The 24,379-nt window shown below is 72.5% G+C and carries 23 protein-coding genes; 17 read left to right on the forward strand and 6 right to left on the reverse strand.

All coding sequences use genetic code 11. The annotated features are described in order from the left end of the window. The first annotated feature begins 12 nt into the window (after window positions 1-12). From AB0J97_RS32275 to AB0J97_RS32300, 6 genes are all read left to right on the forward strand, one after another. Window positions 13-576 carry a hypothetical protein gene (locus AB0J97_RS32275; RefSeq protein WP_364095632.1) on the forward strand — a complete coding sequence of 188 codons (564 nt, stop codon included), beginning with the start codon at window positions 13-15 and terminating at the stop codon, window positions 574-576. Window positions 577-711: 135 nt separating this feature from the next. Then, window positions 712-2,070, forward strand: a complete 1,359-nt coding sequence (pafA, locus tag AB0J97_RS32280) for a Pup--protein ligase (RefSeq protein WP_125642647.1) — start codon at window positions 712-714, stop codon at window positions 2,068-2,070. Between the two features lie 89 nt (window positions 2,071-2,159). Continuing rightward, a complete protein-coding gene (locus tag AB0J97_RS32285; RefSeq protein WP_364095636.1) occupies window positions 2,160-3,098 on the forward strand; it encodes an FKBP-type peptidyl-prolyl cis-trans isomerase in 939 nt (312 codons plus the stop codon). A 93-nt stretch (window positions 3,099-3,191) separates the two neighbouring features. Next, complete coding sequence (locus AB0J97_RS32290) at window positions 3,192-4,094, forward strand: FKBP-type peptidyl-prolyl cis-trans isomerase (RefSeq protein ID WP_357706947.1); 903 nt, start codon at window positions 3,192-3,194, stop codon at window positions 4,092-4,094. Between the two features lie 19 nt (window positions 4,095-4,113). Beyond that, window positions 4,114-4,761, forward strand: a complete 648-nt coding sequence (locus AB0J97_RS32295; protein WP_364095639.1) for a helix-turn-helix domain-containing protein — start codon at window positions 4,114-4,116, stop codon at window positions 4,759-4,761. Between the two features lie 33 nt (window positions 4,762-4,794). Next, entirely contained in the window at window positions 4,795-5,274 is a 480-nt protein-coding gene (locus AB0J97_RS32300; protein WP_364095642.1) for a DUF3291 domain-containing protein, read from the forward strand. Here AB0J97_RS32300 and AB0J97_RS32305 read toward each other — a convergent pair. Further along, the gene (locus tag AB0J97_RS32305; RefSeq protein ID WP_364095645.1) at window positions 5,220-6,287 is read right to left on the reverse strand and encodes a DUF3866 family protein; all 1,068 of its coding nucleotides are present in this window, start codon (window positions 6,285-6,287) and stop codon (window positions 5,220-5,222) included. The genes AB0J97_RS32300 and AB0J97_RS32305 overlap by 55 nt on opposite strands. A 38-nt stretch (window positions 6,288-6,325) precedes the next feature. Between AB0J97_RS32305 and AB0J97_RS32310 the strand changes: the two genes are divergently transcribed. The 10 genes from AB0J97_RS32310 (at window position 6,326) to AB0J97_RS32355 (ending at window position 16,797) form a co-directional block, all read left to right on the forward strand. Continuing rightward, on the forward strand, window positions 6,326-7,288 hold the full coding sequence (locus AB0J97_RS32310; RefSeq protein ID WP_357706943.1) for a WYL domain-containing protein: 963 nt from the start codon (window positions 6,326-6,328) through the stop codon (window positions 7,286-7,288). Then, window positions 7,285-8,253, forward strand: a complete 969-nt coding sequence (locus AB0J97_RS32315; protein WP_357706942.1) for a WYL domain-containing protein — start codon at window positions 7,285-7,287, stop codon at window positions 8,251-8,253. The genes AB0J97_RS32310 and AB0J97_RS32315 overlap by 4 nt, the downstream gene beginning before the upstream one ends. After that, the gene (locus tag AB0J97_RS32320; RefSeq protein WP_357706941.1) at window positions 8,250-8,468 is read left to right on the forward strand and encodes a hypothetical protein; all 219 of its coding nucleotides are present in this window, start codon (window positions 8,250-8,252) and stop codon (window positions 8,466-8,468) included. The genes AB0J97_RS32315 and AB0J97_RS32320 overlap by 4 nt, the downstream gene beginning before the upstream one ends. Window positions 8,469-8,481: 13 nt before the next feature. Next, window positions 8,482-8,847: a Sec-independent protein translocase subunit TatA gene (gene tatA, locus AB0J97_RS32325; protein WP_364095649.1), complete on the forward strand. Its 366-nt coding sequence runs from the start codon at window positions 8,482-8,484 to the stop codon at window positions 8,845-8,847. Window positions 8,848-8,881: 34 nt separating this feature from the next. Further along, window positions 8,882-9,751: a twin-arginine translocase subunit TatC gene (tatC, locus tag AB0J97_RS32330; protein WP_357706939.1), complete on the forward strand. Its 870-nt coding sequence runs from the start codon at window positions 8,882-8,884 to the stop codon at window positions 9,749-9,751. A 16-nt stretch (window positions 9,752-9,767) separates the two neighbouring features. Continuing rightward, a complete protein-coding gene (locus tag AB0J97_RS32335; protein ID WP_364095653.1) occupies window positions 9,768-10,655 on the forward strand; it encodes a YegS/Rv2252/BmrU family lipid kinase in 888 nt (295 codons plus the stop codon). 79 nt (window positions 10,656-10,734) lie between these two features. Further along, complete coding sequence (locus tag AB0J97_RS32340; RefSeq protein WP_357706937.1) at window positions 10,735-13,461, forward strand: DEAD/DEAH box helicase; 2,727 nt, start codon at window positions 10,735-10,737, stop codon at window positions 13,459-13,461. A 591-nt stretch (window positions 13,462-14,052) separates the two neighbouring features. Beyond that, window positions 14,053-15,702: an ABC transporter ATP-binding protein gene (locus AB0J97_RS32345; protein ID WP_364095657.1), complete on the forward strand. Its 1,650-nt coding sequence runs from the start codon at window positions 14,053-14,055 to the stop codon at window positions 15,700-15,702. Window positions 15,703-15,910: 208 nt separating this feature from the next. Then, a complete protein-coding gene (locus tag AB0J97_RS32350; protein WP_357706934.1) occupies window positions 15,911-16,480 on the forward strand; it encodes a helix-turn-helix domain-containing protein in 570 nt (189 codons plus the stop codon). A gap of 146 nt (window positions 16,481-16,626) precedes the next feature. Then, complete coding sequence (locus tag AB0J97_RS32355; RefSeq protein WP_352331507.1) at window positions 16,627-16,797, forward strand: hypothetical protein; 171 nt, start codon at window positions 16,627-16,629, stop codon at window positions 16,795-16,797. A 76-nt stretch (window positions 16,798-16,873) separates the two neighbouring features. Here AB0J97_RS32355 and AB0J97_RS32360 read toward each other — a convergent pair whose 3' ends face one another. Next, a complete protein-coding gene (locus tag AB0J97_RS32360) occupies window positions 16,874-18,289 on the reverse strand; it encodes an RNB domain-containing ribonuclease (protein ID WP_364095825.1) in 1,416 nt (471 codons plus the stop codon). A 36-nt stretch (window positions 18,290-18,325) separates the two neighbouring features. Further along, window positions 18,326-18,658: an STAS domain-containing protein gene (locus AB0J97_RS32365; RefSeq protein ID WP_364095662.1), complete on the reverse strand. Its 333-nt coding sequence runs from the start codon at window positions 18,656-18,658 to the stop codon at window positions 18,326-18,328. A gap of 294 nt (window positions 18,659-18,952) precedes the next feature. On the opposite strand from AB0J97_RS32365, the gene AB0J97_RS32370 reads away from it, so the two are divergent. After that, complete coding sequence (locus AB0J97_RS32370) at window positions 18,953-21,043, forward strand: alpha-galactosidase (RefSeq protein ID WP_364095665.1); 2,091 nt, start codon at window positions 18,953-18,955, stop codon at window positions 21,041-21,043. Between the two features lie 21 nt (window positions 21,044-21,064). Here AB0J97_RS32370 and AB0J97_RS32375 read toward each other — a convergent pair whose 3' ends face one another. Genes AB0J97_RS32375 through AB0J97_RS32385 form a run of 3 tightly spaced genes read right to left on the reverse strand, consistent with a single transcriptional unit; the run spans window position 21,065 to window position 24,367 of the window. After that, window positions 21,065-21,685 (reverse strand): hypothetical protein, encoded by a 621-nt coding sequence (locus AB0J97_RS32375; RefSeq protein ID WP_364095668.1) that lies wholly within the window; start codon window positions 21,683-21,685, stop codon window positions 21,065-21,067. Continuing rightward, a complete protein-coding gene (locus AB0J97_RS32380) occupies window positions 21,672-23,231 on the reverse strand; it encodes a VWA domain-containing protein (protein ID WP_364095671.1) in 1,560 nt (519 codons plus the stop codon). The genes AB0J97_RS32375 and AB0J97_RS32380 overlap by 14 nt, the downstream gene beginning before the upstream one ends. Next, complete coding sequence (locus tag AB0J97_RS32385; RefSeq protein WP_364095674.1) at window positions 23,228-24,367, reverse strand: toxic anion resistance protein; 1,140 nt, start codon at window positions 24,365-24,367, stop codon at window positions 23,228-23,230. Before AB0J97_RS32385 ends, AB0J97_RS32380 begins: the two co-directional genes overlap by 4 nt. Window positions 24,368-24,379: the final 12 nt, after the last annotated feature.

The raw sequence follows: 24,379 nt of genomic DNA on the forward strand, positions 1-24,379 counted from the left end.
ATCTCAGCAAGCGTGAACACTTCGATGCGCACCCTCCTCGCCGGCGGCACCGCCGCCGCCGCGCTGCTGGCCTCCGTCGTCGCCGCCAACGCGGCCACTGCGGCCACCGCAACGACCGCAACGACCTCGACCGCCACGGCCTACCCGGCGTACAAGAAGCCCGCGATCTTCGGCACGAGCTTCCAGGCCGACCCCGGCCACGACTTCACCAAGGGCATCCACTCCCGCCACAACGGCATCCTGCGCGGCTGGATCACCGACGTGCGCGGCGGCGTCGCCGAGTACGAGCCCATCAAGTGGAAGCGGTCCAAGCAGACCGAGGGGTACTTCGTCGGCCCGCCCGAGGGCGACGTGACGGCCTACGCCTCCCCGATCGCCAAGGACGTCGTCTTCCTGTCGGCCTACGGCTGCAAGCCGGAGATGGCGGCCATGACCGTCGACCGCAACACCGGCCTGGGGGCCAAGCGCTGTCCCTCGTCCGTCCTGGTCAAGCGGCACAGCAAGCAGCGGCAGCCGTCGCTCGTCACGGTGTACCAGGGCAAGATCGTCAAGGTGCAGGAGATCTACACCCCGTGAACCGGCTCCGCGCTTCGCGGGGGCGGGCGCGGACCTGGTAAAGCCCATCCAACAAACCTGGCAAATGGGACGTCCGCCGGAAAACACCTGTGAAGATCTCTCCCGATCGCCGATCCATGGGCATAGTGTGAGGTGATGGATCGTCGCATCTTCGGGCTGGAGAACGAGTACGGCGTGACCTGCACGTTCAGGGGACAGCGCAGGCTGTCCCCCGACGAGGTCGCGCGCTACCTGTTCCGGCGGGTCGTGTCCTGGGGCCGATCGAGCAACGTCTTCCTCCGCAACGGCGCACGTCTCTACCTCGACGTGGGCAGCCATCCTGAGTACGCAACACCCGAGTGTGACAACGTCATCGAACTCGTCACGCACGACAAGGCGGGCGAGCGCATCCTTGAGGGCCTTCTCGTCGACGCCGAGAAACGCCTGCGCGAAGAGGGCATCGCGGGTGACATCTATCTCTTCAAGAACAACACCGACTCGGCCGGCAACTCCTACGGCTGCCACGAGAACTACCTGGTGGGCCGGCACGGCGAGTTCGGCCGCCTGGCCGACGTGCTGATCCCGTTCCTGGTGACCCGGCAGATCGTGTGCGGTGCGGGCAAGGTGCTCCAGACGCCGCGCGGCGCCGTCTACTGCGTCTCGCAGCGGGCCGAGCACATCTGGGAAGGCGTCTCCAGCGCCACCACCCGGTCCCGGCCGATCATCAACACCCGTGACGAGCCGCACGCCGACGCCGAGCGCTTCCGCCGCCTGCACGTCATCGTCGGCGACTCCAACATGAGCGAGACCACGATGCTGCTCAAGGTCGGCGCGACCGACCTGGTGCTGCGCATGATCGAGGCCGGCACGGTGATGCGCGACCTGTCCCTGGAGAATCCGATCAGGGCCATCCGCGAGGTCTCCCACGACATGACCGGCCGCCGCCGGGTGCGCCTGGCCAACGGGCGCGAGGCCTCCAGCCTGGAGATCCAGCAGGAGTACCTGTCCAAGGCCCAGGACTTCGTCGACCGGCGCGGCGGCGACGCCATCACCCGCCGGGTGTTGGAGCTGTGGGAGCGCACGCTGCGCGCGGTCGAGACCGGCGACCTCGACCTGGTCTCGCGCGAGATCGACTGGGTGACCAAATACCAGCTCATCGAGCGCTACCGCAAGAAGTACGATCTGCCGCTGTCCTCGCCCAGGGTGGCCCAGCTCGACCTGGCCTACCACGACGTCCACCGCAAGCGCGGCCTGTTCTACCTGCTGCAGAAGCGCGGCTCGGTCGAGCGGGTGGCCTCCGACCTGAAGATCTTCGAGGCCAAGTCGGTGCCGCCGCAGACGACCAGGGCGCGCCTGCGCGGCGAGTTCATCCGCAAGGCGCAGGAGAAGCGGCGCGACTTCACCGTCGACTGGGTTCACCTGAAGCTGAACGACCAGGCCCAGCGCACGGTGTTGTGCAAGGACCCCTTCCGCAGCGTGGACGAACGGGTCGACAAGCTCATCGCGGGCATGTGAGGAACGGGCCGGGGCGTGGTGTTTACCTCGGCCCTACCTCGATGTCGGGTAGGGTGACGCGAATCTGACGTCTTTTCCGAGGGAAATCCATGCGCCGCGCTCTGGCCGTACTGGCAGCCGTGCCTCTGATCTTCTTCGCCGCCGCGTGCGGCGACACCGACGCCGGGGCGAACGGAGGCGCCGCCACCAGCACCGGCTCGGCCGGGCTCAAGGTCACCGGCGACGTGGGCGCCAAGCCCACGGTGACCTTCCCCGCCGGCTCGCCGGCGACGAAGTCCTCCTACCAGGTGATCCAGCCGGGCACCGGCCCCGAGGTCAAGACCGGCGACAAGCTGATCGTCAACCTGACCGTCTACAACTGGGACGGCAAGGGCAACGCGATCCAGGGCTCCTCCTACGACACCAAGCAGCCCGAGACCGTTCCGGTCAACGAGCAGCTGCCGCAGGTGCTGCGCGATGGCTTCACCAAGGTCAAGCACGGCGGCCGGCTGCTGGCGGTGCTGGCCAACGACTCGGCGCCGCAGGGGCAGGCCACGGCCGGCGCCGAGCCGACGAAGGTGTTCGTGCTCGACGTGGTCGGCGCCCGGCCCGCCGCGCTGAAGGCGGCCACGGGCAAGGAGACCGGCCAGAGCCTCGACGGCGTCAAGGTGGTCAACCCGGGTGGGGACAAGGCCCCCACGCTGACCACCAAGACGGACAAGAAGCCGTCCAAGGAGCTGGTGGTCAAGACCCTCATCGAGGGCACCGGCGCCAAGGTGCTGCCCACCCAGACGCTGACCGTCCACTACACGGGCAAGATCTGGGGCACCGACAGCCAGTTCGACTCCAGCTGGGAGCGCGGCGAGCCGGCCGAGTTCCCGCTCGCGAACGTGATCCAGGGCTGGCAGAAGGGCCTGGCCGGAGTGCCGGTCGGCAGCCGGGTCGTCATGAGCATCCCGCCGGACCTCGGCTACGGCGACCAGGCCCAGGACAAGATCCCCGCCAAGAGCACGCTGGTGTTCGTGGTGGACGTGCTGGCGGCCTCCTGACGGGCGATCTCCTGACGGGCGTTCCGACGACGCGGTAGCATCTCGTGGCCCGGTGGCTTCCCGCCGCCGGGCCGCTTCGTCGTGGGAGGACCGATGCGCCGCCGTACGATCGTGCCGTCGCTGGCGCCGCTGCTCCTGCTGGCCGCCGGATGCACGGGCGCGACGGCCGGCGACCTCGACCTGAAGGTGGGCGGCGCGTTCGGCGCCAGGCCCACGATCGTCTTCCCCGACGGCAGGCCTGCCGCCGGCCTGCGGGTCGAGGAGCTGAGCACGGGCGGCGGCGACCGGCTCGGCGACGACGACGTCGCGGTCGTCCAGTACACCGCGCACGTCTGGGACGGCCGCGACAACCGCCTGGTCGACTCCAGCTTCAACCGGGGCACCCCGGCGGCCTTCCCGGTGGGTTCGCTGCTGCCGGGGCTGGACCGGGCGTTGCGCGGCCGTACGGTGGGCAGCAGGGTGATCGCGGCGATCCCGCCGGGGGAGGGCTTCGGCACGAGTCCGCCGCGCGGCGTCGGCCCGGCCGACGACCTGTTCTACGTCGTGGACATCCTGGGCGCCCACCACAAGGGCGCCTCGGTCAAGAGCGCCGGCGGGTCGCTGGCCGGGGTGCGGGTGACCGGTGACGACCGTCCTGAGCTGTCGATCCCGTCCGCCGCGCCGCCGCGCGCCTTCGCCTCGAAGGTGCTCAGGCGGGGGAGCGGGCGTCCGGCGCAGGCCGGGCAGCTCCTGGTCACCCAGTACGAGGGCGCGGTCTGGGACCGGCGGCGGGTCTTCGACGGCACCTGGCCGACCGGCCTGCCGAAGGCGTTCAAGATCGGCGACGGCACCGTGATCAAGGGGTGGGACAAGGCGCTGGTCGGGGTGCCGGTCGGCAGCCGGGTGCTGATGATCGTGCCGCCCGCCTACGGCTACGGCGCGCCCGGCCACGCCGCGTACGGGATCAAGGGCTCCGACACCCTCGTCTTCGTCGTGGACGTCCTGGCCGCCTACTGAGGCTCCGTAGACTCCGGCTGTGAGCAGTGACGACGACCTGCAGGCGCTCGGCCTGCTGCACGACCCCGTGCGCCGCAGCCTGTACGAGGCCGTGACGGCCGGCGGCGGCGACGTCGGCCGGGGCGAGGCCGCCGAGGCCGCCGGCGTGTCCCGCACGCTGGCCGGCCACCACCTCGACAAGCTCGTCGAGGCCGGGCTGCTGGAGAGCGGCTTCCGCCCCCAGGACAGGAAGGGGCCCGGCAGCGGCCGCCCGGCCAAGGTCTACCGCCGGGCCAAGGGCGAGCGCACGGTCAGCCTGCCTCCGCGCGACTACGCGACGCCCGCCTCGGTGCTGGCCGACGTGGTGGAGCTGCTGGGCGCCGAGGAGCAGGCCGAGCAGGCGGCCCGCCGGGCGGGCGCGCGCCTCGCCAAGGGGCGGTCCGGTGAGCCCGTCGACCGTGTGCTGCGTGAGCGCGGCTACGAGCCCTACGACGAGGGCGGCGCGTTGCGGCTGCGCAACTGCCCCTTCCACCTGCTGTCCCAGGAGCAGCCGCTGCTGGTGTGCTCGATGAACCTGGCGCTGTGCCAGGGGCTGCTGGAGGGCATGGGTGAGGATCCGGGCAGGGCGCGGCTGGATCCGCGGCCGGGGGAGTGCTGCGTCTCCCTTTCTAAAACAAATGAAGATTGACATAGAAGCCGCGGTGATGATGTGCTGAGCCCCATGCATCTGGCCCAGCTCAACGTCGCGCACCTGCGCGCGCCCATCGACGCCCCCGAACTCGCCGAGTTCGTCGCCCTGCTCGAACCCGTCAACGCCGTCGCCGACGAGGCCCCCGGCTTCGTGTGGCGGATGAAGGAGAGCGAGAGCGACCCCACCGCCACCGTCGTGCACGACTTCGGCGACCACCTGCTGATCAACTTCTCGGTGTGGGAGTCCCTGCAGACCCTGTGGGACTTCACCTACCGCAGCGTCCACCTGGGCGTGCTGCGCCGGCGCAGGGAGTGGTTCCTGCGCGTGGCCGAGCCGTACATGGTGATGTGGTGGGTGCCCGAGGGGCACATCCCCTCGCTGGCCGAGGGCATGCGGCGGCTGGAACGCCTCAGGACCGAGGGGCCGAGCCCCGAGGCGTTCACGTACAAGGACTCCTACGACAGCAGCGAGGCCGCCAGCCTGCCCGCGGCCGCCGAGGCCAGGAAGTAGGCCAGGTCCTCCTCCAGGCCCCTGCCCATGGTGGACAGCTTCACGGGCGCGGCGCGCAGCGCCTCGTGCAGGCCGTCCACCGGAACCGGCACCAGCCGGTGCCGCGCCGCCAGCGGCCCGGCCTGGTCGCGCACCCGCTCGCCGAACGCGCCGGGCAGCTCCGGCACCGCCACGTCGGCCGGCGACAGCGCGACCCGCCCGTAGGCGGTCAGCGAGTGGTGGGACAGGCCGACGTGCCGCTCGCGGGCGTCGCCCTCGCTGACCCGCAGCGCCGCCACCGGACGGCCGCGCAGCACCCCGGCGGCGTTGACCGCCTCGCCCGCCGACACGCCCGAGAAGCCCCACCGGGTGCCCGTCCCCAGGTTGCCCGGCCCCTGCGCGACGACCGCCACGTCGGCCGCCAGCACGTGCCGGGCCGCCAGCAGCCCGGTGTGCACGGTGACCGTCTCGACGTCGCCGCCGAACGCCTGGCCCGTCGTGACCACCCCGGCCAGCCAGCCGACCTCGCGCAGGCGGGCCGCCGACATCGAGAACCAGGCGGGCAGCGCGCCGCCGTCCTGCATCACGTACGCCACCCGCAGGCCGGGGGCGCCGTCGTACAGGCCGGCCAGGATCGGGGCCAGCGCGGAATGCAGATCGGCCACGATCACCGGCATCCCGGCCAGGTCGTCGGCCTCGCTCAGGACGTCGTGGAACTCCGAATCCTGCTCGTCGGCGCCCAGCACCGTGGCCTGCAGCGGGGTGTAGCGGGCCTTCACCAGGTGCCCCGGACCCTCCGGATCTTGCGGCAAACGGTTCGGGACGGCCACCACCATGGCGTAACCTCCCGTACCGAGACCCATCGCGAGTGCGGTCGTGTTGAGCAGCACCTCGTCGCCGGGTTCCGGGCGGCCCACCAATGGGGGGTAGGCCAGTGCCCGGCACTCACCTTCGGGTACGGCGACGTCCAGCTCCACCGCTCCCGGCCACTCGCGTCGGATCCGGACAACCTCGCCCTTGCGCCATCTGATCACGGGGGCAGGGTAGCGTCGATGAAGGAGGAGTGAGGCAGATGTCGCGCCGTAAGACCGAGCGGTTGCTGAATCTGGTGATCTGCCTGCTCGCCACCCGGCGCCCGCTGTCGGCCGAGCAGATCCGCCAGGCGGTTCCCGGCTACGACCGCGATGGCGACGAGGCGTTCCAGCGCATGTTCGAACGCGACAAGAACGAGTTGCGCGAGATCGGCATCCCCATCGACGTCGTACGCGACCCGTGGGAGGACGAGCCGGGCTACCGCATCGATCCCCAGTCGTACGAGCTGCCGGAGATCACCCTGGAGGCCGACGAGGCCGCCGTGCTCGGCCTGGCGGCGCAGGTGTGGCAGCGGGCCAGCCTGGCCGAGGCCGCCTCGGGGGCGCTGCTGAAGCTGCGCGCCGCCGGCGTGGCCACCGACGAGCCGGTCGGCGGCCCGATCGGCGGCGGCGCCCTTGAGCTGCGCGTCGACACCCGCGACCCGGCCTTCCCCGCCCTGTGGGACGCCGTGCGCGACCGCCGCGTGGTGCGCTTCGACTACCGCGCCTCCGGCAGCGAGACCGTGCGCGCCCGCACCGTCGAGCCCTGGGGCGTGGTCAGCCGGCGCGGGCGCTGGTACCTGGCCGGGTTCGACCGCGACCGCGCCGCGCCGCGCGCCTTCCGCCTCAGCCGCATCACCGGCCCGGTCGGCGCCGTCGGCCGCCCCGGCGTCGTCGAGGTGCCCCACGGCGTCGACCTGCGGGCCATGGTCGGCTTCCCCGAGGAGCCGGTGGACGAGCGCGTCGCCGTCATCCGGGTGCGCCGGGGCTGCTGCGAGGGCCTGCGCCAGCTCGCCAGGGCCGTGCGTCCGCGCGAGGACGGCTGGGACGAGGCCGAGCTGGCCTTCACCGACCCCGAACGCCTCGCGGGCTGGATGGCCAGCCTCGGCGCCGACGTCCAGGTGGTCGGGCCGCCGGACGCCCGCGAGGCCGTCATCCGCCGACTGAAGGGAACCCTGGCATGAGCGGTTCGGCCGACCGGCTGCCCCGGCTGCTGGCGCTGGTGCCGTACCTGATGTCCCATCCGGGGGCGCAGGTAGGCGAGGTCGCCGAGGTGTTCGGGCTGAGCGAGAAGCAGCTCATCGACGACCTGCAACTGGTGTGGATGTGCGGTCTGCCCGGCCACACCCCCGGTGACCTCATCGACGTCTCCTGGGACGGCGGCGAGATCATCATCGACAACGCCGAGACCATCGCCAGGCCGCTGCGGCTCGGCATCGACGAGGCCAGCGCGCTGCTGGTCGCGCTGCGCATGATGGCCGCCACCCCCGAGCTGGCCGACGTGGCCGCCGGCGACGCGCTGCCGCGCGTGGTGGCCAAGCTGGAGCGCGCCGCGGGCGAGGGCGCGGCCACCGTCAGCAGCCAGGTCGCCTTCGACGTCGAGGCCGCCCCCGACGCCCTCGGCCGGGTGCGCGAAGGGCTCACCGGCCGGCGCCGGCTGTCGCTGCGCTACTACGTGCCCGGGCGCGACGAGGTCACCCCGCGCGAGGTCGACCCGACCCGCGTCGTGGTCGTCGACGGCCGCACCTACCTGGAGGGCTGGTGCTACCGGGCCGAGGCGATGCGGCTGTTCCGGCTCGACCGGGTGCTCGGCGTCGACGTGCTCGACGTGCCGGCCGACCCGCCGGCGGAGGCCGAGCCGATCGACGTCACCCGGGGCGTCTTCCGTCCCTCGCCGACCGACGAGCTGGTCGAGCTGGAGGTCAGCGCCGCCGGGCGGTGGGTGGCCGAGTACTACCCGTGCGAGGAGGTCGCCGAGCTCGGTGAAGGACGACTGAAGATCACGTTGCGGGCGCGTGACGAGGACTGGATCGTCAAGCTGGCGCTGCGGCTGGGCGACACCGGCCGGGTCGTCTCCCCGCCCCGGATGGCCGAGACCGTGCGCGAGGAGGCCGAGCGGGCCCTGGCCCTGTACGCTCAGCAGTCATGACGTGGATCTTCTGGGCCGCCGGGCTGGTCCTGGCCGGGCTGGCCGTGCTCGGCGTCGCGGGCGCGAGGGCCGCGGCCGCGGCACGTTCCCTGAAACGGGAGGTCGCCGCGGCGAAGGCACGTCTGGAGCCCATGCAGGCCAGATTGACGCCCCGGGGAGATGAGACCACGGCCCCTGGGGGCGTACCATCGGGGCTGAAGACCGGCACTCGCTGATAAAGGACGTTTCATGTCGAACCTTGGAGTTCCCGAGCTCCTGATCATCGCAGGCGTGCTCGTCCTGCTGTTCGGTGCCAAGAAGCTGCCCGATGTGGCCAGAGGCGTCGGCAGGTCGCTGCGCATCTTCAAGTCGGAGACCGCCAAGCTCCGCGATGACGACGACGACACGCCCCACACCACGGTCCAGGCCCAGGCGGCCCCGGCCCCGGCCCCGGCTCCGGCGCAGCAGCCCGCGCCGCAGCCGATCACGCCCGCCCCGGCCCCCGCTCCCGCCCCGGCCCCCGCGCTGTCGGCCGAGGAGCAGGCCCGCCAGCTAGAGGAGCAGGCCGCCCGGCTGCGCGCCAGCGCCGCCGCCCAGGCCGACAAGCAAGGCTGACCCCCCTTCCTCCTCCCTCACCCCTGGACTGCGAATGGCGCTGCTCAAACGGTCGAGCGATTCCGGATCGGCCCCCGACCCCGAGGGCCGGATGCCGCTCATGGAGCACCTGCGCGAACTGCGCAACAGGTTGCTCATCGCGGTTCTCGCGGTGGTCGTGGGGATCGTCGTCGGCTGGATCCTGTTCGACCCGGTGTGGGAGGCGCTGCGCGCCCCCTACTGCGAGACGGTGCAGTCGCGCCAGCTCAACGGTCACTGCAGCCTGGTCTACAACGGCATCTTCCAGTCCTTCTTCATCACGCTGAAGGTCTCGGCGATGGTGGGCGTCGTGGTGGCCTCACCGGTCTGGCTCTACCAGATCTGGGCCTTCGTCACCCCTGCCCTCTACCGCAACGAGAAGCGCTACTCGATCGCCTTCCTCGGGCTGGCGGTCCCGCTGTTCGTGTTCGGCGCGGGCCTGGCCTACGTCATCATGGACACCAGCCTCGGCATCCTGCTGAGCTTCTCCCTTGAGGACACCGTCGCGACGATCTCGATCGACGAGTACCTCGACTACGTCCTGATCATGTTGTTGATCTTCGGCGTGTCGTTCGAGCTGCCGCTGCTGCTGGTCTTCCTCAACGTCATCGGCGTCCTGTCCCACGCGGCCGTCAAGAAGCACCGGCGTACGGTGATCTTCGCGATGTTCGTGTTCGGGGCGGTCATCACCCCCGGTGGCGACCCGCTCACCATGATGGCGCTGGCCGCGCCGATGATCATCCTGTACTTCCTCGCCGAGCTCTTCATGTACGCGCGGGAGCGCCGCAGACCCGCGGGCGAGGACTTCTCGCACCTGTCCGACGACGAGGCCTCCCCGCTGGCGGACGTCCCGCCGGAGGCCGAGGATTCCGATGGCGCCCGATAGGCGATAGGTTCCGGGCGTGGCCCCCCAAATCGCCCTGCTCGTCAACCCCGCCGCGCGCGGCGGGCGCACCCTGCGACTGCTCGAACCCGTCGCCCGCCGGTTGCGGGCCGGCGGCGCCGAGCTGTCGGTGATCGTCGGCTCCGACGCCGCCGACGCGCTCGAACGAGCCTGCACCGCCGTCGCCGAGCGTCCCGACGCACTGGTCGCCTTCGGCGGCGACGGGCTGGTCCATCTGGCCGTCCAGGCCGTGGCGGGCACCGACGTGCCGCTCGGCATCATCCCGGCCGGCACCGGCAACGACTTCGCCGCCGCCCTGGGCCTGGCCCACCGCGACCCGCTGGCCGCGGCCAGGACCGTGCTGCGGATGCGGGCCCGGCCGGTCGACGCGGCCCGCGTCCGGGCGGGGGAGTCGGAGGAGCTGTTCGCCGGGGTGCTGTGCTGCGGCTTCGACTCGCGCGTCAACGAGCGCGCCAACCGGCGCACCTGGCCGCCGGGCAAGGGCCGCTACCTGGTGGCGGTGGCCGAGGAGCTGCGCGCTTTCCGGCCGATCCCGTTCCGGGTCACGCTCGACGACGGCGAGGTGGTCGAGCAGGAGGCGATGATGGTGGCCGTGGCCAACACCCGCTCGTACGGGGCGGGCATGCGCGTGTGCCCCGACGCCTCGCCCGACGACGGCCTGCTCGACGTGATGATGGTCGGCGCGGTGTCCAAGGGCGAGTTCCTGCGCGTCTTCCCCGGCGTCTACCGGGGCACGCATGTGGGCCATCCTGCGGTGTCGGTGCGGCGGGCCCGCCGGGTCACGCTGGAGGCGTCCGACGTGGTGGCCTACGCCGACGGCGAGCGCGTGGGGCCGGTGCCGGTCACCTGCGAGATCCAGCCCGGCGCGCTCCGTGTGATCACTTGATCTCCAACGTAAAGGCCGTTCGCCGTGGGCCGAGTCCGCCGGGACGGACCGGAATGGCGATTTCGGTAGGGTGACGGGTATGACAACGCCAGCGGAACGCTACGCGGCCTTCCGTCAGAAGCACGGGGACGACGGAGGGGCGCTGAGAACGTTCCGCGGCCTCTACGACTTCGAGCTCGACGACTTCCAGCTCGACGCCTGCCGGGCCCTGGAGGCCGGCGACGGCGTCCTGGTGGCCGCGCCCACCGGGTCGGGCAAGACGGTCGTCGGTGAGTTCGCCGTCCACCTGGCCCTGGAGCAGGGCCGCAAGTGCTTCTACACCACCCCCATCAAGGCGCTGTCCAACCAGAAGTACAACGACCTGGTCAAGCGCTACGGCACGGCCAAGGTCGGCCTGCTCACCGGCGACAACAGCGTCAACGGCGAGGCCCCGATCGTGGTCATGACCACCGAGGTGCTGCGCAACATGCTCTACGCCGGCTCGGCCACCCTGGCCGGGCTCGGCTTCGCCGTCATGGACGAGGTCCACTACCTGGCCGACCGCTTCCGCGGCGCGGTGTGGGAAGAGGTCATCATCCACCTGCCGGAGTCGGTGCGCCTGGTGGCGTTGTCGGCGACCGTCAGCAACGCCGAGGAGTTCGGCGAGTGGCTGGGCGAGGTGCGCGGCGACACCACGGTCATCGTCGACGAGCACCGGCCGGTGCCGCTGTGGCAGCACATGATGGTCGGCAACCGCATCTACGACATGTTCATGACCGACGACCTGACGCTGCGCATCAACCCCACGCTGATGCGGGTGACGCGCGACGCCGAGCGGCTCATGGCCGGGCGGCGCGGGCGCGGCGGCTACGGCAAGGTCCACCGCTCGCGGCCGCCCGACCGGGCCCAGGTGATCGAGAAGCTCGACTCCGAGGGGCTGCTCCCGGCGATCACGTTCATCTTCTCGCGCGCCGGCTGCCAGGCGGCCGTCCAGCAGTGCCTGCACGCCGGGATCCGGCTGACCACCGACCGTGAGCGCCACGAGATCAGGCAGCTCGTCGACGAGCGCACCGCGCACCTGCCCGACGAGGACCTGGCCGTGCTGGGCTACCTGGAGTGGCGCGACTGCCTGGAGCGCGGCCTGGCGGCCCACCACGCGGGCATGCTGCCGGCGTTCAAGGAGGTCGTCGAGGAGCTGTTCACCCGCGGCCTGGTCAAGGCCGTCTTCGCCACCGAGACGCTGGCGCTCGGCATCAACATGCCCGCCCGCAGCGTGGTGATCGAGAAGCTCGACAAGTGGAACGGCGAGACCCACGCCGACCTCACCCCGGGCGAGTACACCCAGCTCACCGGGCGGGCCGGGCGGCGCGGCATCGACGTCGAGGGCCACGCGGTCGTGCTGTGGCAGGTGGGCATGGACCCGCTGTCGGTGGCCGGGCTGGCCGGCACCCGCACCTACCCGCTGCGCTCCAGCTTCCAGCCGTCCTACAACATGGCCGTCAACCTGGTGGGCCAGTTCGGCCGCGAGCGCGCCCGCACGCTGCTGGAGGAGTCGTTCGCGCAGTTCCAGGCCGACCGGGCGGTCGTGGGCCTGGCCAAGCAGCTGCGCAAGCACGAGGAGGCCCTGGAGGGCTACCAGGAGGCCATGACGTGCCACCTGGGCGACTTCCCCGAGTACGCCGCGCTGCGCCGGCGCCTGTCGGACCGGGAGGCCGAGCTGTCCAAGCAGCGCGGCGCGGCCCGGCGCGCGGCCGCCGCGCGCTCGCTGGAGGCGCTCCAGCCCGGCGACGTGATCCGGGTGCCGGGCGGGCGCAGGGCGGGCCTGGCGATCGTGCTCGACCCCGGCCGCAACCCGCGCGGCCAGGGCCCCAACCCGCTGGTGCTGACGATCGGCAAGCAGATCAAGAAGCTCGACCCGGCCGACTTCCCGGTGCCGGTCGAGCCGCTGGAGAAGCTGCGCATCCCCAAGAACTTCAACGGACGTTCGCCGAAGGAACGCGCCAACCTGGTCTCCACCCTGCTGGCCAAGATCGGCGACCGCGACCTCGGCAAGCCGGCCAGGGCGCGCGACCACTCGATCGAGGACGACGAGGTCAACGAGCTGCGCCGGCTCATCCGCCAGCACCCCTGCCACGGCTGCGACGAGCGGGAGGACCACGCCCGCTGGGCCGAGCGCTACTACAAGCTGCAGCGTGAGACCGAGGGGCTGCGCCGCCGCGTCGAGGGCCGCTCCCACGTCATCTCGCGCACCTTCGACCGCATCTGCTCGGTGCTGGAGCAGCTCGGCTACCTCGACGGCGAGACCGTCACCGACGAGGGCCGCCGCCTGGGCCGCCTCTACACCGAGCTCGACCTGCTGACCGCCGAGTGCCTGCGCGGCGGCCTGTGGGAGGAGCTCGAACCGGCCGAGCTGGCCGCCTGCGTGTCGGCGCTGGTGTTCGAGTCACGGCAGTCCGACGACGCGCGCCGTCCCAAGGTGCCCGCCGGGCGGGCCCAGGACGCGCTGTCGTCGATGATCCGGCTCTGGGGCGAGCTGGAGGGCATCGAGTCCGACCACGGGCTGTCCACGATCCGTGAGCCCGATCTGGGGTTCGCGTGGGCGGCTTTCCGGTGGACCAAGGGCCACAGCCTCGACGCGGTGCTGATGGAGGGCGTGGCCGGCAACGAGCTGGCGGCCGGCGACTTCGTACGGTGGATCAAGCAGCTGATGGACCTGCTCGGTCAGCTCGGGAACGCGGCCCCCGAGGGCAGCAAGATCAAGCAGACCGCGGGCAAGGCGATGGACGCCATGCGGCGCGGCGTGGTGGCCTACTCCTCGCTCACCTGAGCCTCTGCGCTCACCTGAATCCCCTCGCATCACCTGGGTGTGCGGGAATGTCCGCGAAGGGCGGGCGGATCCGGCCGGATCCGCCCGCCCTTCGGGTTTTCCGATTAGGTGAGAACCAGTTCTGAGTAGCATCTTTGAGCGTTCCGTGACCGCTATTAGCGGATTTGGCGATTTACGGCTCATTTAACGGGCCTTCGGAAGCGCCTTTGTGGCCGGGATTCACCGGTCAAGTCTCGTATTAACAGCCGAACTTCTGGTGATTTGCCGTGAATTCGTGGGTATCGTCCCATTTGTCGAATGGAACAGCCATACGGGGGAGGAAGATATGGCTAGCAACCAGCTGACCCAGGCCGGCTTCCAGGAGTCCTGGCGCTGCCGTAGGCGCCGGTGGGCCCGCCGCCGCTGCTGCAACTTCCGCAGGTGGTGGGGCTGGGGGTGGTAGAGCAACCCCGTGAGAGCCGGCGGCCCAGCCGCCGGCTCTCCCTTGCGCTCTCCGGCCGTGAACTCGCTCCCGCAGTGTCTATTCGCCGAACCTTTCGCGAGTTCTGGCCGGACACGAAAGGCCTGCGCCGGTTTTTCGCGTGTGGCGTGGTGTTCGCCGTCCTTGCAGCACTCTGTGAGGTCGCCGCGATCCGCCTGTTCGGGCACATCACCGACGACGTGCTCGCCACACGGGATCTGGACGCCTTCTGGGCGCCCGCCTTCACCTGGCTCGGGCTCGCCGCCTTCGCCGGGGTGACGTCCTTCGTCGGGACGTACGCCACGGCGTACGGCGCGGAAAGATTCCTGCTGGCCCTGCGCGACAGCGTGTTCGCGCACATCCAGACCCTGTCGCCGGACTTCTCGGAGAACCGGCGGCTCGGCGACCTGATGGCCCGGCTGACCGACGACATCCAGGCCATCGAGGAACTGATCGGCTCCGGCCTGGTCAAGCTGTTCACCACGGCGGCCAGCGCGATCTTCTTCGCCGGCGCCGCCTTCTTGATCCGCTGGGACCTCGCCCTCGTCACGATGGCGCTGATCCCGGCGTTCCTGGTCGTCTCGAAGCTGTTCGCGGCCAGGTTCAGGACGGCGGCGGCCCGCGAGCGGCTCAGCAACGGCGCCATGAACAGCGTGCTGGAGGAGGGCCTGGCCAACCAGGCGCTCGTCCAGGCCTACAACCGGCAGGGGGCCGAGTCCGGGCGCCTGCACGGCGAGGGCCGGCGCTGGCTGCGCGCCAACCTGTCCCAGGCCTGGCTGTCGGGGCTCTACCAGCCCGTCGTCCAGGTCATCGAGACGGTCTGCCTGATCGTCGTCATCGGATTCGGCGCCTGGGAGATCGTCTCCGGACGGCTCACTCTGGGCGGCCTGCTCGCCTTCGCCGCCTACCTGGCGATGCTCTACCCGGCCGTGCAGAGCCTGGGGGAGCTCGCGCTGACGGTGTCGGAGGCGGCGGCGGGGTCCGACCGCGTGATCGAGGTCCTGCGCGCCAGGCCCCTCGTCACCGACCCCGAGGGAGCGGTGGCGTTGCCCGGCCGGGCCGAGGGACGGGTGGAGTTCGACGGCGTCGGCTTCACCTATCCGGGACGCACGCGGCCCGCCCTGCGCGACGTGTCGTTCACCGCCGGGCCCGGCGAGCTGATCGTCTGCACCGGGCCCAGCGGGAGCGGCAAGTCGACGATGGCCAAGCTGCTGCTGCGCTTCTACGACCCGGGACAGGGACGCGTCCTGCTCGACGGCCGCGACATCCGGGGCCTGACGCGGGAGTCGCTGCGTGACAGCGTGGCGATCCTGCACCAGGAGACGCTGCTGTTCTCGGGGTCCGTACGCGACAACATCGCCTACGGCCGGCCGGGCGCCTCGCTCGACGAGGTGATCAGGGCGGCCGAGGCGGCCGGCGTGCACGACTTCGTCAAGCTGCTGCCCCAGGGGTACGACACCCCGGTCGGGCAGCGGGGCCGGCTGCTGTCGGGCGGCCAGCGGCAGCGGATCGGGATCGCCAGGGCCATCCTGCGCGACGCGCCCGTCCTGGTGCTCGACGAGCCCATGACCGGGCTGGACGACGCCACGGTCGCCCAGATCATGAAGCCGCTGCGGCGGCTGATGGCCGGGCGCACCACCATCCTCATCACGCACGACCTGCGTCACGTGCCGGAGGGCGCGCGGATCGTGGAGGTGGAGCCGGTGCCTCGCGAGGAGCGGATCCGGCTCAAGCGCGTCGGCTCGTTCGGCCTCCGACCGCGCCTGAGCACGCCGCCCTGACGGCCCGGTCCTGTCGGCCCGGTCCTGACGGCGACGTCCTGACGGCAGCGTCCTTGTGGCACGGTCCGACGGCACCGCGCCGAAGGTCCGCGCGGGGTCCCATGCGGCCGCCCCTCCTGGCTCCGGCCAGGGCGGGCGGCCGCGCCACGCCGGGCTACCGCCCGGTAGAATCGGAGCCCTCCCTCCGCTTGCCGAAGGCAGGTTCCCCGTGGGCGACGACCACCGCTCCGCCCGGCCGTTACGCGCCGACGCCCGCCGCAACCGCGAGCGGGTCCTGCAGATCGCGCAGGAGGCGCTGGCCGCCGACGGGCTGACCATCTCCCTCGACGAGATCGCCCGCCGCGCCGGGTTCGGGGTCGGTACCGTTCACCGGCACTTCCCCACCAAGGAGGCGCTGCTGGAGGCGGTGCTGCTGGGCCGGGCCGAACGCTTCGTGGCCGACGCCCGCGCGCTGGCCACCGCCGAGGACGCCGGGCGGGCCTTCTTCGGCTGGTTCCGCCGGGTCGCCGAGCAGGCGGCGGCCAACCGGGCGCTGTGCGACCTGCTGGAAGGCGGCGCGGGGCTCGGTTCGGTCCTGGAGGCCGACTTCGCCGACGCGCTCGGCCGGCTGCTGGCCCGCGCGCAGCGCGCCGGGGCCGTACGCCGGGAGCTGTCCGCCGACGACGTGCGCGACCTGCTGCGCGGAGCCCTGGCGGCCGAACGCCACGCGCGGGCCAGGGGCGCGGCCGGGCGGATGGCCGCGGTGGTCTGCGACGGCATGCGCGCCGGGACCGACTGACCGGCCGGTCAAGCTGGTGTCGTCATATGGCTACAGATCGTCACCCTCGGGGCAGTTTCCCAGCTGAACCCGGCGGACATCCCCAAGGCGTAGGAAAGGGATTCCCGCGCGTCGCGCCGGGGTCCGGTCAGCTCGGGAGGTAGCCCGTGTTCGCTCTCATCGCCGCCCTGTTCTTCCTGCTCGCCCTGATCTTCGACATCGCCGGCACGGCCGTCGGCAACGTGCTCACCGCGGGCACGCTCACCACCGCCGGGCTGCTGTGCGTCGCCCTCCACCTGCTGGGGGTCGGCGCGGGATGGTCGCCGCTCAAGCGGTGAGCGCAGGGCCACCGGGGCCGCGCGCGAGGTCGTCCGCGCGCGGCCCTCACCATGCCCGTGGGGTAGGCGGGCGGTCTCAGGCCAGGGTGAAGCGGACCTCGCGGGTGGCCGGGTCGGCCTGCGTCAGGCGTACGGTGACCCGCTCGCCCAGGGGCAGGACGCCGTCGCAGCGGGCGATCACGGCCGGGTCGACGAGCTGCACCTGGCCGCCGCCGCGGCGCTCGTCCACGTCGATCACCATCGCCTCGAACGACTGCCCGATCCGCTCCCGCAGCAGGAACGCCTCCACCAGGTCCACGCAGGCCCGGTCGACCGCCCCGGCGCGGCGGCCGGTCACCGACATGATGTCGGGCAGCAGCGGCAGCGCGGCCCGTACGTCGGAGGGCACCGGCTCGCCCGCCGCGACCGCCAGGCACACCTCGGTCGCGTACCGGTCCACCAGACGCCGCAGCGGAGCCGTGACGTGCGCGTACGGCGCCGCCACCGCCGCGTGCTCGGCCAGCTTGGGCGGCGCGCCGTCGAAGGCCGCGTACCCGGCGCCGCGCAGCAGCACCTTCGACTCCTGCAGGAACGCCGCCTGCTGCGGGTTCTTCGCGTCGAGGTCGTGCACGACCGCCCCGTAACCGGCGCCCTCGGGCCACGGCACGCCGAGCGCCTGCGCGACCCTGCGCACCTTGGCCAGGTCGTCCGGCTGCGGCGCGGGCAGCACGCGCAGGATGCCGACCTCGGCGTCCAGCATCATCGAGGCGGCGGCCATGCCGGTCAGCAGCGAGATCTGGGCGTTCCACGCCTCGGCGGGCAGCGGCACGCGGAACTCCAGCCGGTAGCCGCCGTCGCCGTCCCGGACGACCTCCTGCTCGGGCGTGGGCAGGGTGACGCCGCCGCGCGCCCGCTCCAGCCCCAGCCGCAGCGCGCCGATCTCGGCCAGCAGGCCCAGCGTGCCGTCGGCGGTGGCGGTGTCCACGGCCGCCTGCACGTAGGCGTAGTCGAGCCGCTCGCGGCTGCGCACCCGGGCGCGCTGCACGTCCGCGCCGACGATCCGGGCGTCGGCGTCGAGGTCGATCCGCCAGACCGCGGCCGGCCGGGTCGCGCCGGGCAGCAGGCTCGCCGCGCCCTCCGACAGCACCTTGGGATGCAGCGGCACCCTGCCCACCGGCAGGTAGACCGTCTCGCCCCTGGTGCGGGCCTCGGCGTCGATCGGGCCGCCGGGCCGGACGAAGGCCCCGACGTCGGCGATGGCGTACCAGACGCGGTAGCCGTCGCGCAGCCGTTCCAGGTGCAGGGCCTGGTCCAGGTCCATCGAGCCCGGCGGGTCGATGGTCACGAACGGCACGTCGGTCAGGTCTTTGGCCTCCAGCCTGGGCACCTGAGCCACCCAGTCGGCCTCGTCGAGCACGTCCTGGGGGAACCCGGCGGGCAGCCGCTGCTCGCGCAGCACGCGGTCGAACCCGTCCTCCAGCCTGGCGGGGATCGGGCCAGGAACCTGAATCATCGACACGCCCACAACCTACTCAAGGCGGGCCTACCGTTACGACTGGGGCGTCAGGTGCGCGTCGAGGCCGGTGATGCGCAGCAGGCGCTTCATGTTGGGCGGGACGTTGGCCAGCCGCACCGTGGTGTGCCCGCGGGCGGCCTGGTTGTGCACGGAGACCAGGATGCCGAGCCCGGCCGCGTCGATGAAGGACAGGCCGCTCACCTCGATGACCACGGACATGTCCGGCCGGTGCGCCCGCCCGGCCTCCTCCAGCACGCCGAGCAGGTGGCCGCGGACGGCCTCGGTGGTGGCGATGTCGAGCTCTCCGGACAGGGAGACGGTCACGGTCGTGTCGTGGCGGCTGGTGGTCAGGTGAAGAGAATCCATGTCGGCTCCCCGCTGTTGGTCCGGGCGGGGGAAAGTGCTGCTGACTACGGGGACCCGCCCCTGGCCGAAGACGCCGGATGCCATGATGCGTCACGCAGCGCTACGGTCTGTTTCCGAAGAGGAGTGTACATGCCCTCCTGTCCGGGCTCGCGGAGCAGGCCCCTTTCTCTCCTCCGCCGCCCAGGGGCCGGAAAGGCCGGGCAGTCCGTCACGGCGGGCCCTTGCCGCGCCAGCCGGGTAACGTCTCATCTCACGTGATATTTCATGTGTTTTCTCGACCTAGAGGAGCGTGACGTGCCCCCCGTCATCCTTTCCGCGGCCGGCTCGGCCCTGGTGCTCGACGACTCCGGCCCCGGGCTGCCGCGGGTGCGGCATTTCGGCGCCGACCTCGGGGCGGTCACCGGCGCCGACCTGCTGCCCGCCCTGCTGTCGCTGACCCCCGCCCTGTCGCTGCTGCCCGGCCAGGACGAGTCCTGGTTCGGCCGGCCGGGGCTGTCCGGCGACCGGGCCGGCGAGCACTGGCCGGTGCGCTGGACCGCCGAGAACGTCGAGACGGCGGCCGAGCCGGGCGCCGGCGGCCGCGTCACCGTCGCCGCCGTGGACGCCGAGGCGGGGTTGCGGCTGCTCAGCGAGCTGGTCATGGACGCCTCCGGCGTCGTGACGATGCGGCACACGGTGACCAACACCGCCGCCTCGCCGTACCGGCTGCAGGGGTTGGTCTGCGCGTTGCCGCTGCCCGCGCGGGCGGGGGAGCTGCTGGACTTCACCGGACGGTGGGCGCTGGAGAAGGTGCCGCAGCGCCGGGAGTTCGGGCAGGGAGTGTGGTCGCGGGAGAACCGCCGCGGACGTACCGGCCACGACGCGACCGGCCTGCTCGTCGCCGGCACGCCCGGCTTCGGCTTCCGCGCCGGCGAGGTGTGGGCCGTGCACGCCGGGTGGAGCGGCGGCCACGTCCACTACGCCGAACGGCTCGTCGAGGGCCAGGCCGTGCTGGCGGCCGGCGAACTGCTCGAACCCGGCGAGATCACCCTCACCCAGGACGAGAGCCACACCACCCCGTGGGTCTACTTCACCTGGTCCGGCAGCGGCCTGGACGAGGCGAGCGGCCGCCTGCACGACCACCTGCGCGCCGCCCGCCCGCTCCCGGTACGCCCGGTCACCCTCAACAACTGGGAGGCCACCTACTTCGACCACGGCCTCGACCGGCTGCGCGACCTGGCCGACAAGGCGGCCGCCGCGGGCGTCGAGCGGTTCGTGCTCGACGACGGCTGGTTCCGCCACCGCCGCCACGACCGCGCCGGCCTCGGCGACTGGTACGTCGACGAGGACGTGTGGCCCGACGGCCTGCACCCGCTGGCCGAGCACGTACGCAAGCTGGGCCTGCAGTTCGGGCTGTGGTTCGAGCCCGAGATGGTCAACCCCGACTCCGACCTGGCCCGCGCCCACCCCGACTGGATGCTCGCCCGCGCCGCCCGGCCGCCCGTGCTCTGGCGCAACCAGCAGGTGCTCGACCTGGCCCGGCCCGAGGTCTACGACCACCTCCTCGACCGCCTCGACACGCTGACCCGCGAGTACGCGCTCGACTACATCAAGTGGGACCACAACCGCGACCTGGCCGAGCCCGTCCACGACGGGACGCCCGGCGTGCACGCGCAGACGGCGGCGGCCTACCGGCTGATCGACGAGCTGCGCCGCCGCCACCCCGGGCTGGAGATCGAGTCGTGCTCGTCGGGCGGCGCCCGCATCGACTACGGCGTCCTGGCCCGCACCGACCGCGTCTGGGCCTCCGACTGCAACGACGCCCTCGACCGGCAGGCCATCCAGCGCTGGACCGGGCTGCTGGTGCCGCCGGACCGCATGGGCTGCCACGTCGGCGCGCCCCACGACCACATCACCGGCCGCGCGCTGCCGCTGGCGTTCAGGGCGGCGACCGCGATGTTCGGCCACATGGGCGTGGAGTGGGACCTGACCTCGGCGAGCCCGGAGGAGCTGGCGGAGCTGGGCGTCTGGATCGCGCTGCACAAGCGGCTGCGGCCGGTGCTGCACGCGGGCCGGGTCGTGCGGGCCGACCACCCCGACCCGTCGGCGCTGCTGCACGGGGTCGTGCTGCCCGAGCGGGCCGTGTTCGCCTGCGTCCAGCTCACCAGCCGCGTCGCCGTCAGCCCCGAGCCGCTGCGGCTGCCCGGGCTCGACCCGGACGCCCTCTACGAGGTGCGCGCCGCGGGGCCGCTGCCGGAGGGCGCCGGGCTGCCGCAGTGGGTGTTCGCGCCGGCCCGGCTGCCGGGCGCGGCGCTGGCCGAGCTGGGCCTTCCCGGCCCCGCCCTGCGCCCGGCGTCCGCGCTGGTCTTCGAGCTCGAACGGGTGACCCCGGGAGCGCAGGGCTAGTTCGGGGCCCGGGGTGGCGGGTCAGTCCAGGTCCAGGTCCGAGCCGCCGAACCGGTCGCGCAGGAAGCGGCCCTGGTCGCGCAGCGCCTGCTCGTCACCCCGGTGGACGGCGTCGGCGACCTCCCGCAGGCGGGCGTCCAGGAGGGCGAGCTGGGACAGCAGCTCCTCATGGGCGCTGCGCTCCCGGCCGGCCCGCCGGGTCAGGGCGTACCCGCGCGGCAGGTTCGCGTACGCCTCCAGGCCGGCCGGCAGGTAGCCGCGGATCGTCCGGGACACCACGTGCAGCTCGTCGGGGGAGGCGGCCAGCTGCTCGGCCCGGCCCAGCACGCCCCTGACCACCTCGGCGATGCCCTCCACGGCCAGGTGCACGTCGGCGGGGAAGCGGCCCTCGATCCGGCGCAGCAGCGCGTCGAGGTCCGCCCGCAGTGCCGACGTCTCCATCTCGGCGTGCGAGACCCTCAGCCGCAGGCGCTCGGGCGGGGCCAGCAGGGCGCCCGCGCCGTACAGGGCCGCCACGACCACCGGCCAGAACGCGCCCGCCAGCCCCAGCAGGTGCGCGGCCAGGCCGAGCAGCGCCAGCAGGCAGCCCGCGATGTTCCTGGTCGAGCCCAGGTAGCGCAGGACGCGCTCACTGATAGCCACGGATCTCCTTGAAGGCGCCGCTCAGCGACGTCGAGCGGGCGTCGAACACGGCTCCGCCCGTCAGCGCCGCGATCCGGCGCATCTCCCCGTCGTCGCTCTCGCCGAACAGCACCACGAACGTGGGCGTGCGCCGCCGATCCTCCGGCAGCGCGCGGTAGCGGGACTCGAAGGCGGCGTAGTCCGAGCCGTCGGTGTTCTCGCCGTCGGTCATCAGCACGATCGAGCCGTAGTGGCCCGGCGGGACGGGACGGTCGTAGGCCGCGGCGAGGCTGTCGTAGATCGCGGTGCCCCCGTTGGCCTGCAAGCCCTCGGCGAACTCCTTGATGCGCGCCAGGGCGCCCGCCGGGTCGCGCTCGGGGACGGTGAACGGCACCGGCGTCCCCGGCCGGTCGTTGAACGGGATCATCGTCACCGACTCCCGGCCGCGAAAGCGCGAGAACGTGCCCGAGGCCGAGGTGTCGGCGCCGGTCAGCGCCACCAGCGCCTGCCGCAGCGCGTCGATCCGGTCGCCCCTCATCGAGCCGGAGGTGTCCAGCACGAACCGCGCCTCGGCGGGGACGCGCACCCGGTCGAGGTAGGTGGCGATCAGCTCGTCGGCCGTGCCGCGCCGGTTGGGGAAGGGCAGCTCGATGAGCTGGGCCGCGCCGGAGCGCGGATCGGGGGCCACGCCGGGCGTGATCGGCCGCCGGTGCGTGCCGGTCACGATCTCCCGCTGCACGGCCGGGGTGCGCAGCCAGGCCGCCAGCTTCCCGTACAGCCGCCGTTTGGGCTCGGCGGCCGAGGCGAGCAGCGTCAGCGGGTAGTCGGCGCTGACCACGCCGTCGTCGGGGTAGACCAGCGTGACCGGGTCGCGCAGGCCGAGCAGGACCGACTCGTAGTTGACCATGCCGTCCACGTCCGGGTCGCGGGCGTAGGCGTCGGCCAGCCAGCCCGACGAGCCGGCCGTCAGCCGCTGCGCCGAGAAGAAGTCCTTGAGCCGGGGCGTCACCGCGCGGGCCTGCTCGGCGCTGAGCGCGCCGTCGGCGCCGGAGAGCGCGGCGGCCACCCCGACCAGGGCCGAGAACCCCGAGTTGGACGAGGCCGGGTTCGTCATCCCGAAGCTGAACCGGCCCTGCCCGGCCGCCGCCGCGATGTCCGACCACGACACCCGGCCCTTGTCCCAGCCCAGCTCCCGCGCCTTGGCGGGCTTGAGGCCGAGCACCACCGGGGACACCATGATCTTGGTCTGCGTGGACAGCCTGGCCGGGGCGCCGTCGATGAGCGACAGGTAGCGGTTGGAGGAGAACCAGGTCGCGTCCAGCTCGCCGTCGGCCCGCCCGCCCGCGACCCGTTCGGCGCCGTCCAACGTGCCGGTGTACGTCAGCCGCACCCGCACGCCGATCTCCGCGGCGGCCTTGCCGAGCAGCGGTTCGAGGTCCTTGATCTCGCTGCCGGCCAGCACCCGCAGCACCTCGGGGCCGTCGGCGGGCGGCCCGCCGTCGCCGGACCCGCAGGCGGTGGCCAGGAGCAGGACGGCCGCGAGCGCGCATCCGGCGCCGCGCCTCACGCCGACTCCCGCGAACGCTCCAGGTACGTGCGGGCGTGCTCCAGCTCGGCGCCCAGGCTGTCCACCGTCGCCGCCATGTTGTCCACGGCCTTGGCGCGGAAGGCGTCGATCGTGTCCATCGTGGCGTACACGTTGTCGAACGCCTGCCGCAGCGTGTCCAGGTCCACGGTCGTCGAGGCGGCCTGGTTCTGGATCGCGCCCGCCTGCGTGCGCAACATCTCGCTGGTGGCCAGGATGAGGTCGCTCGTGGTGGCGTTCAGCGCGGTGATCTGGTCGAGCACCAGCTTCTGGTTCGCCAGCGCCTGCGCGACCGTCACCGCCGTGCGCAGCGCCGCCACCGTGGTCGTGGCCGCCCGGTCCACGCCCTTGCTGAGCTCCAGGTTGTTCTTGCGGACCAGGTCGAGCGCCAGGTAGCCCTGCGCGGAGACGGCGAGCTGGGTGAGGAGGTCCTGGTGCTTCTGGCGCACCGCGAACAGCGCGTCGGAGCGCAGCGCCGTGGCCCGCTCCTCGTCGGCCAGGGCGATGCGCTCCTCCAGGGCCGCGTCGATGGCCTTGGCCATGACCACGTACTCCTGGAGGCGGGTCATCGTCTCCCACAGGTTCGCCTTCTCGCCCTCGATGGCGGCGTTGTCGCGCAGCAGCTCGTCCTGGCCGGACCTCAGCGCCCGGATGATGTCGTCCAGGTGCCGCTGCGCCGAGTGGTACTTGGCGAAGTAGTCGCGCAGCCGGTCACCGAACGGGATCAGCCCGAGCAGCCTGCGCGTCCCGCCGGACGCCTGCTTGGGGTCCAGGTCCACCACCGTGCGGCGCAGCGCCACCAGGTCGGCGGCCACCCTGGCCTGGGCGTCGGCGCCCTCGCCGCGGGCCGCGTCCAGGGCCGCCACCGGACGCTTGAGCATGCGGTTGGCCGCCTGCGAGGCGGACCTGATCTCGGTGTCGCCCATCGAGGCGATGTCGTGCACCTTGCGGCCGAACTCCGGCGAGCGCGGGTCGAGGCCGCTCAGCTCGCCGGCGAAGTCCTGCGCCCTGGCGGCCAGCTCGGCCGCGCGCCCGTCGGGCAGGGGCAGCATGCCGGCCGCCGTCTCGACCGGCACCGGCTGGACCGGCGCGGGCGGCGTGAGCACCAGATCGGACACGTCGGAGTTCTC

This window comes from Nonomuraea sp. NPDC049607 (genome assembly GCF_040675375.1).
Classification (GTDB): Bacteria; Actinomycetota; Actinomycetes; order Streptosporangiales; family Streptosporangiaceae; genus Nonomuraea.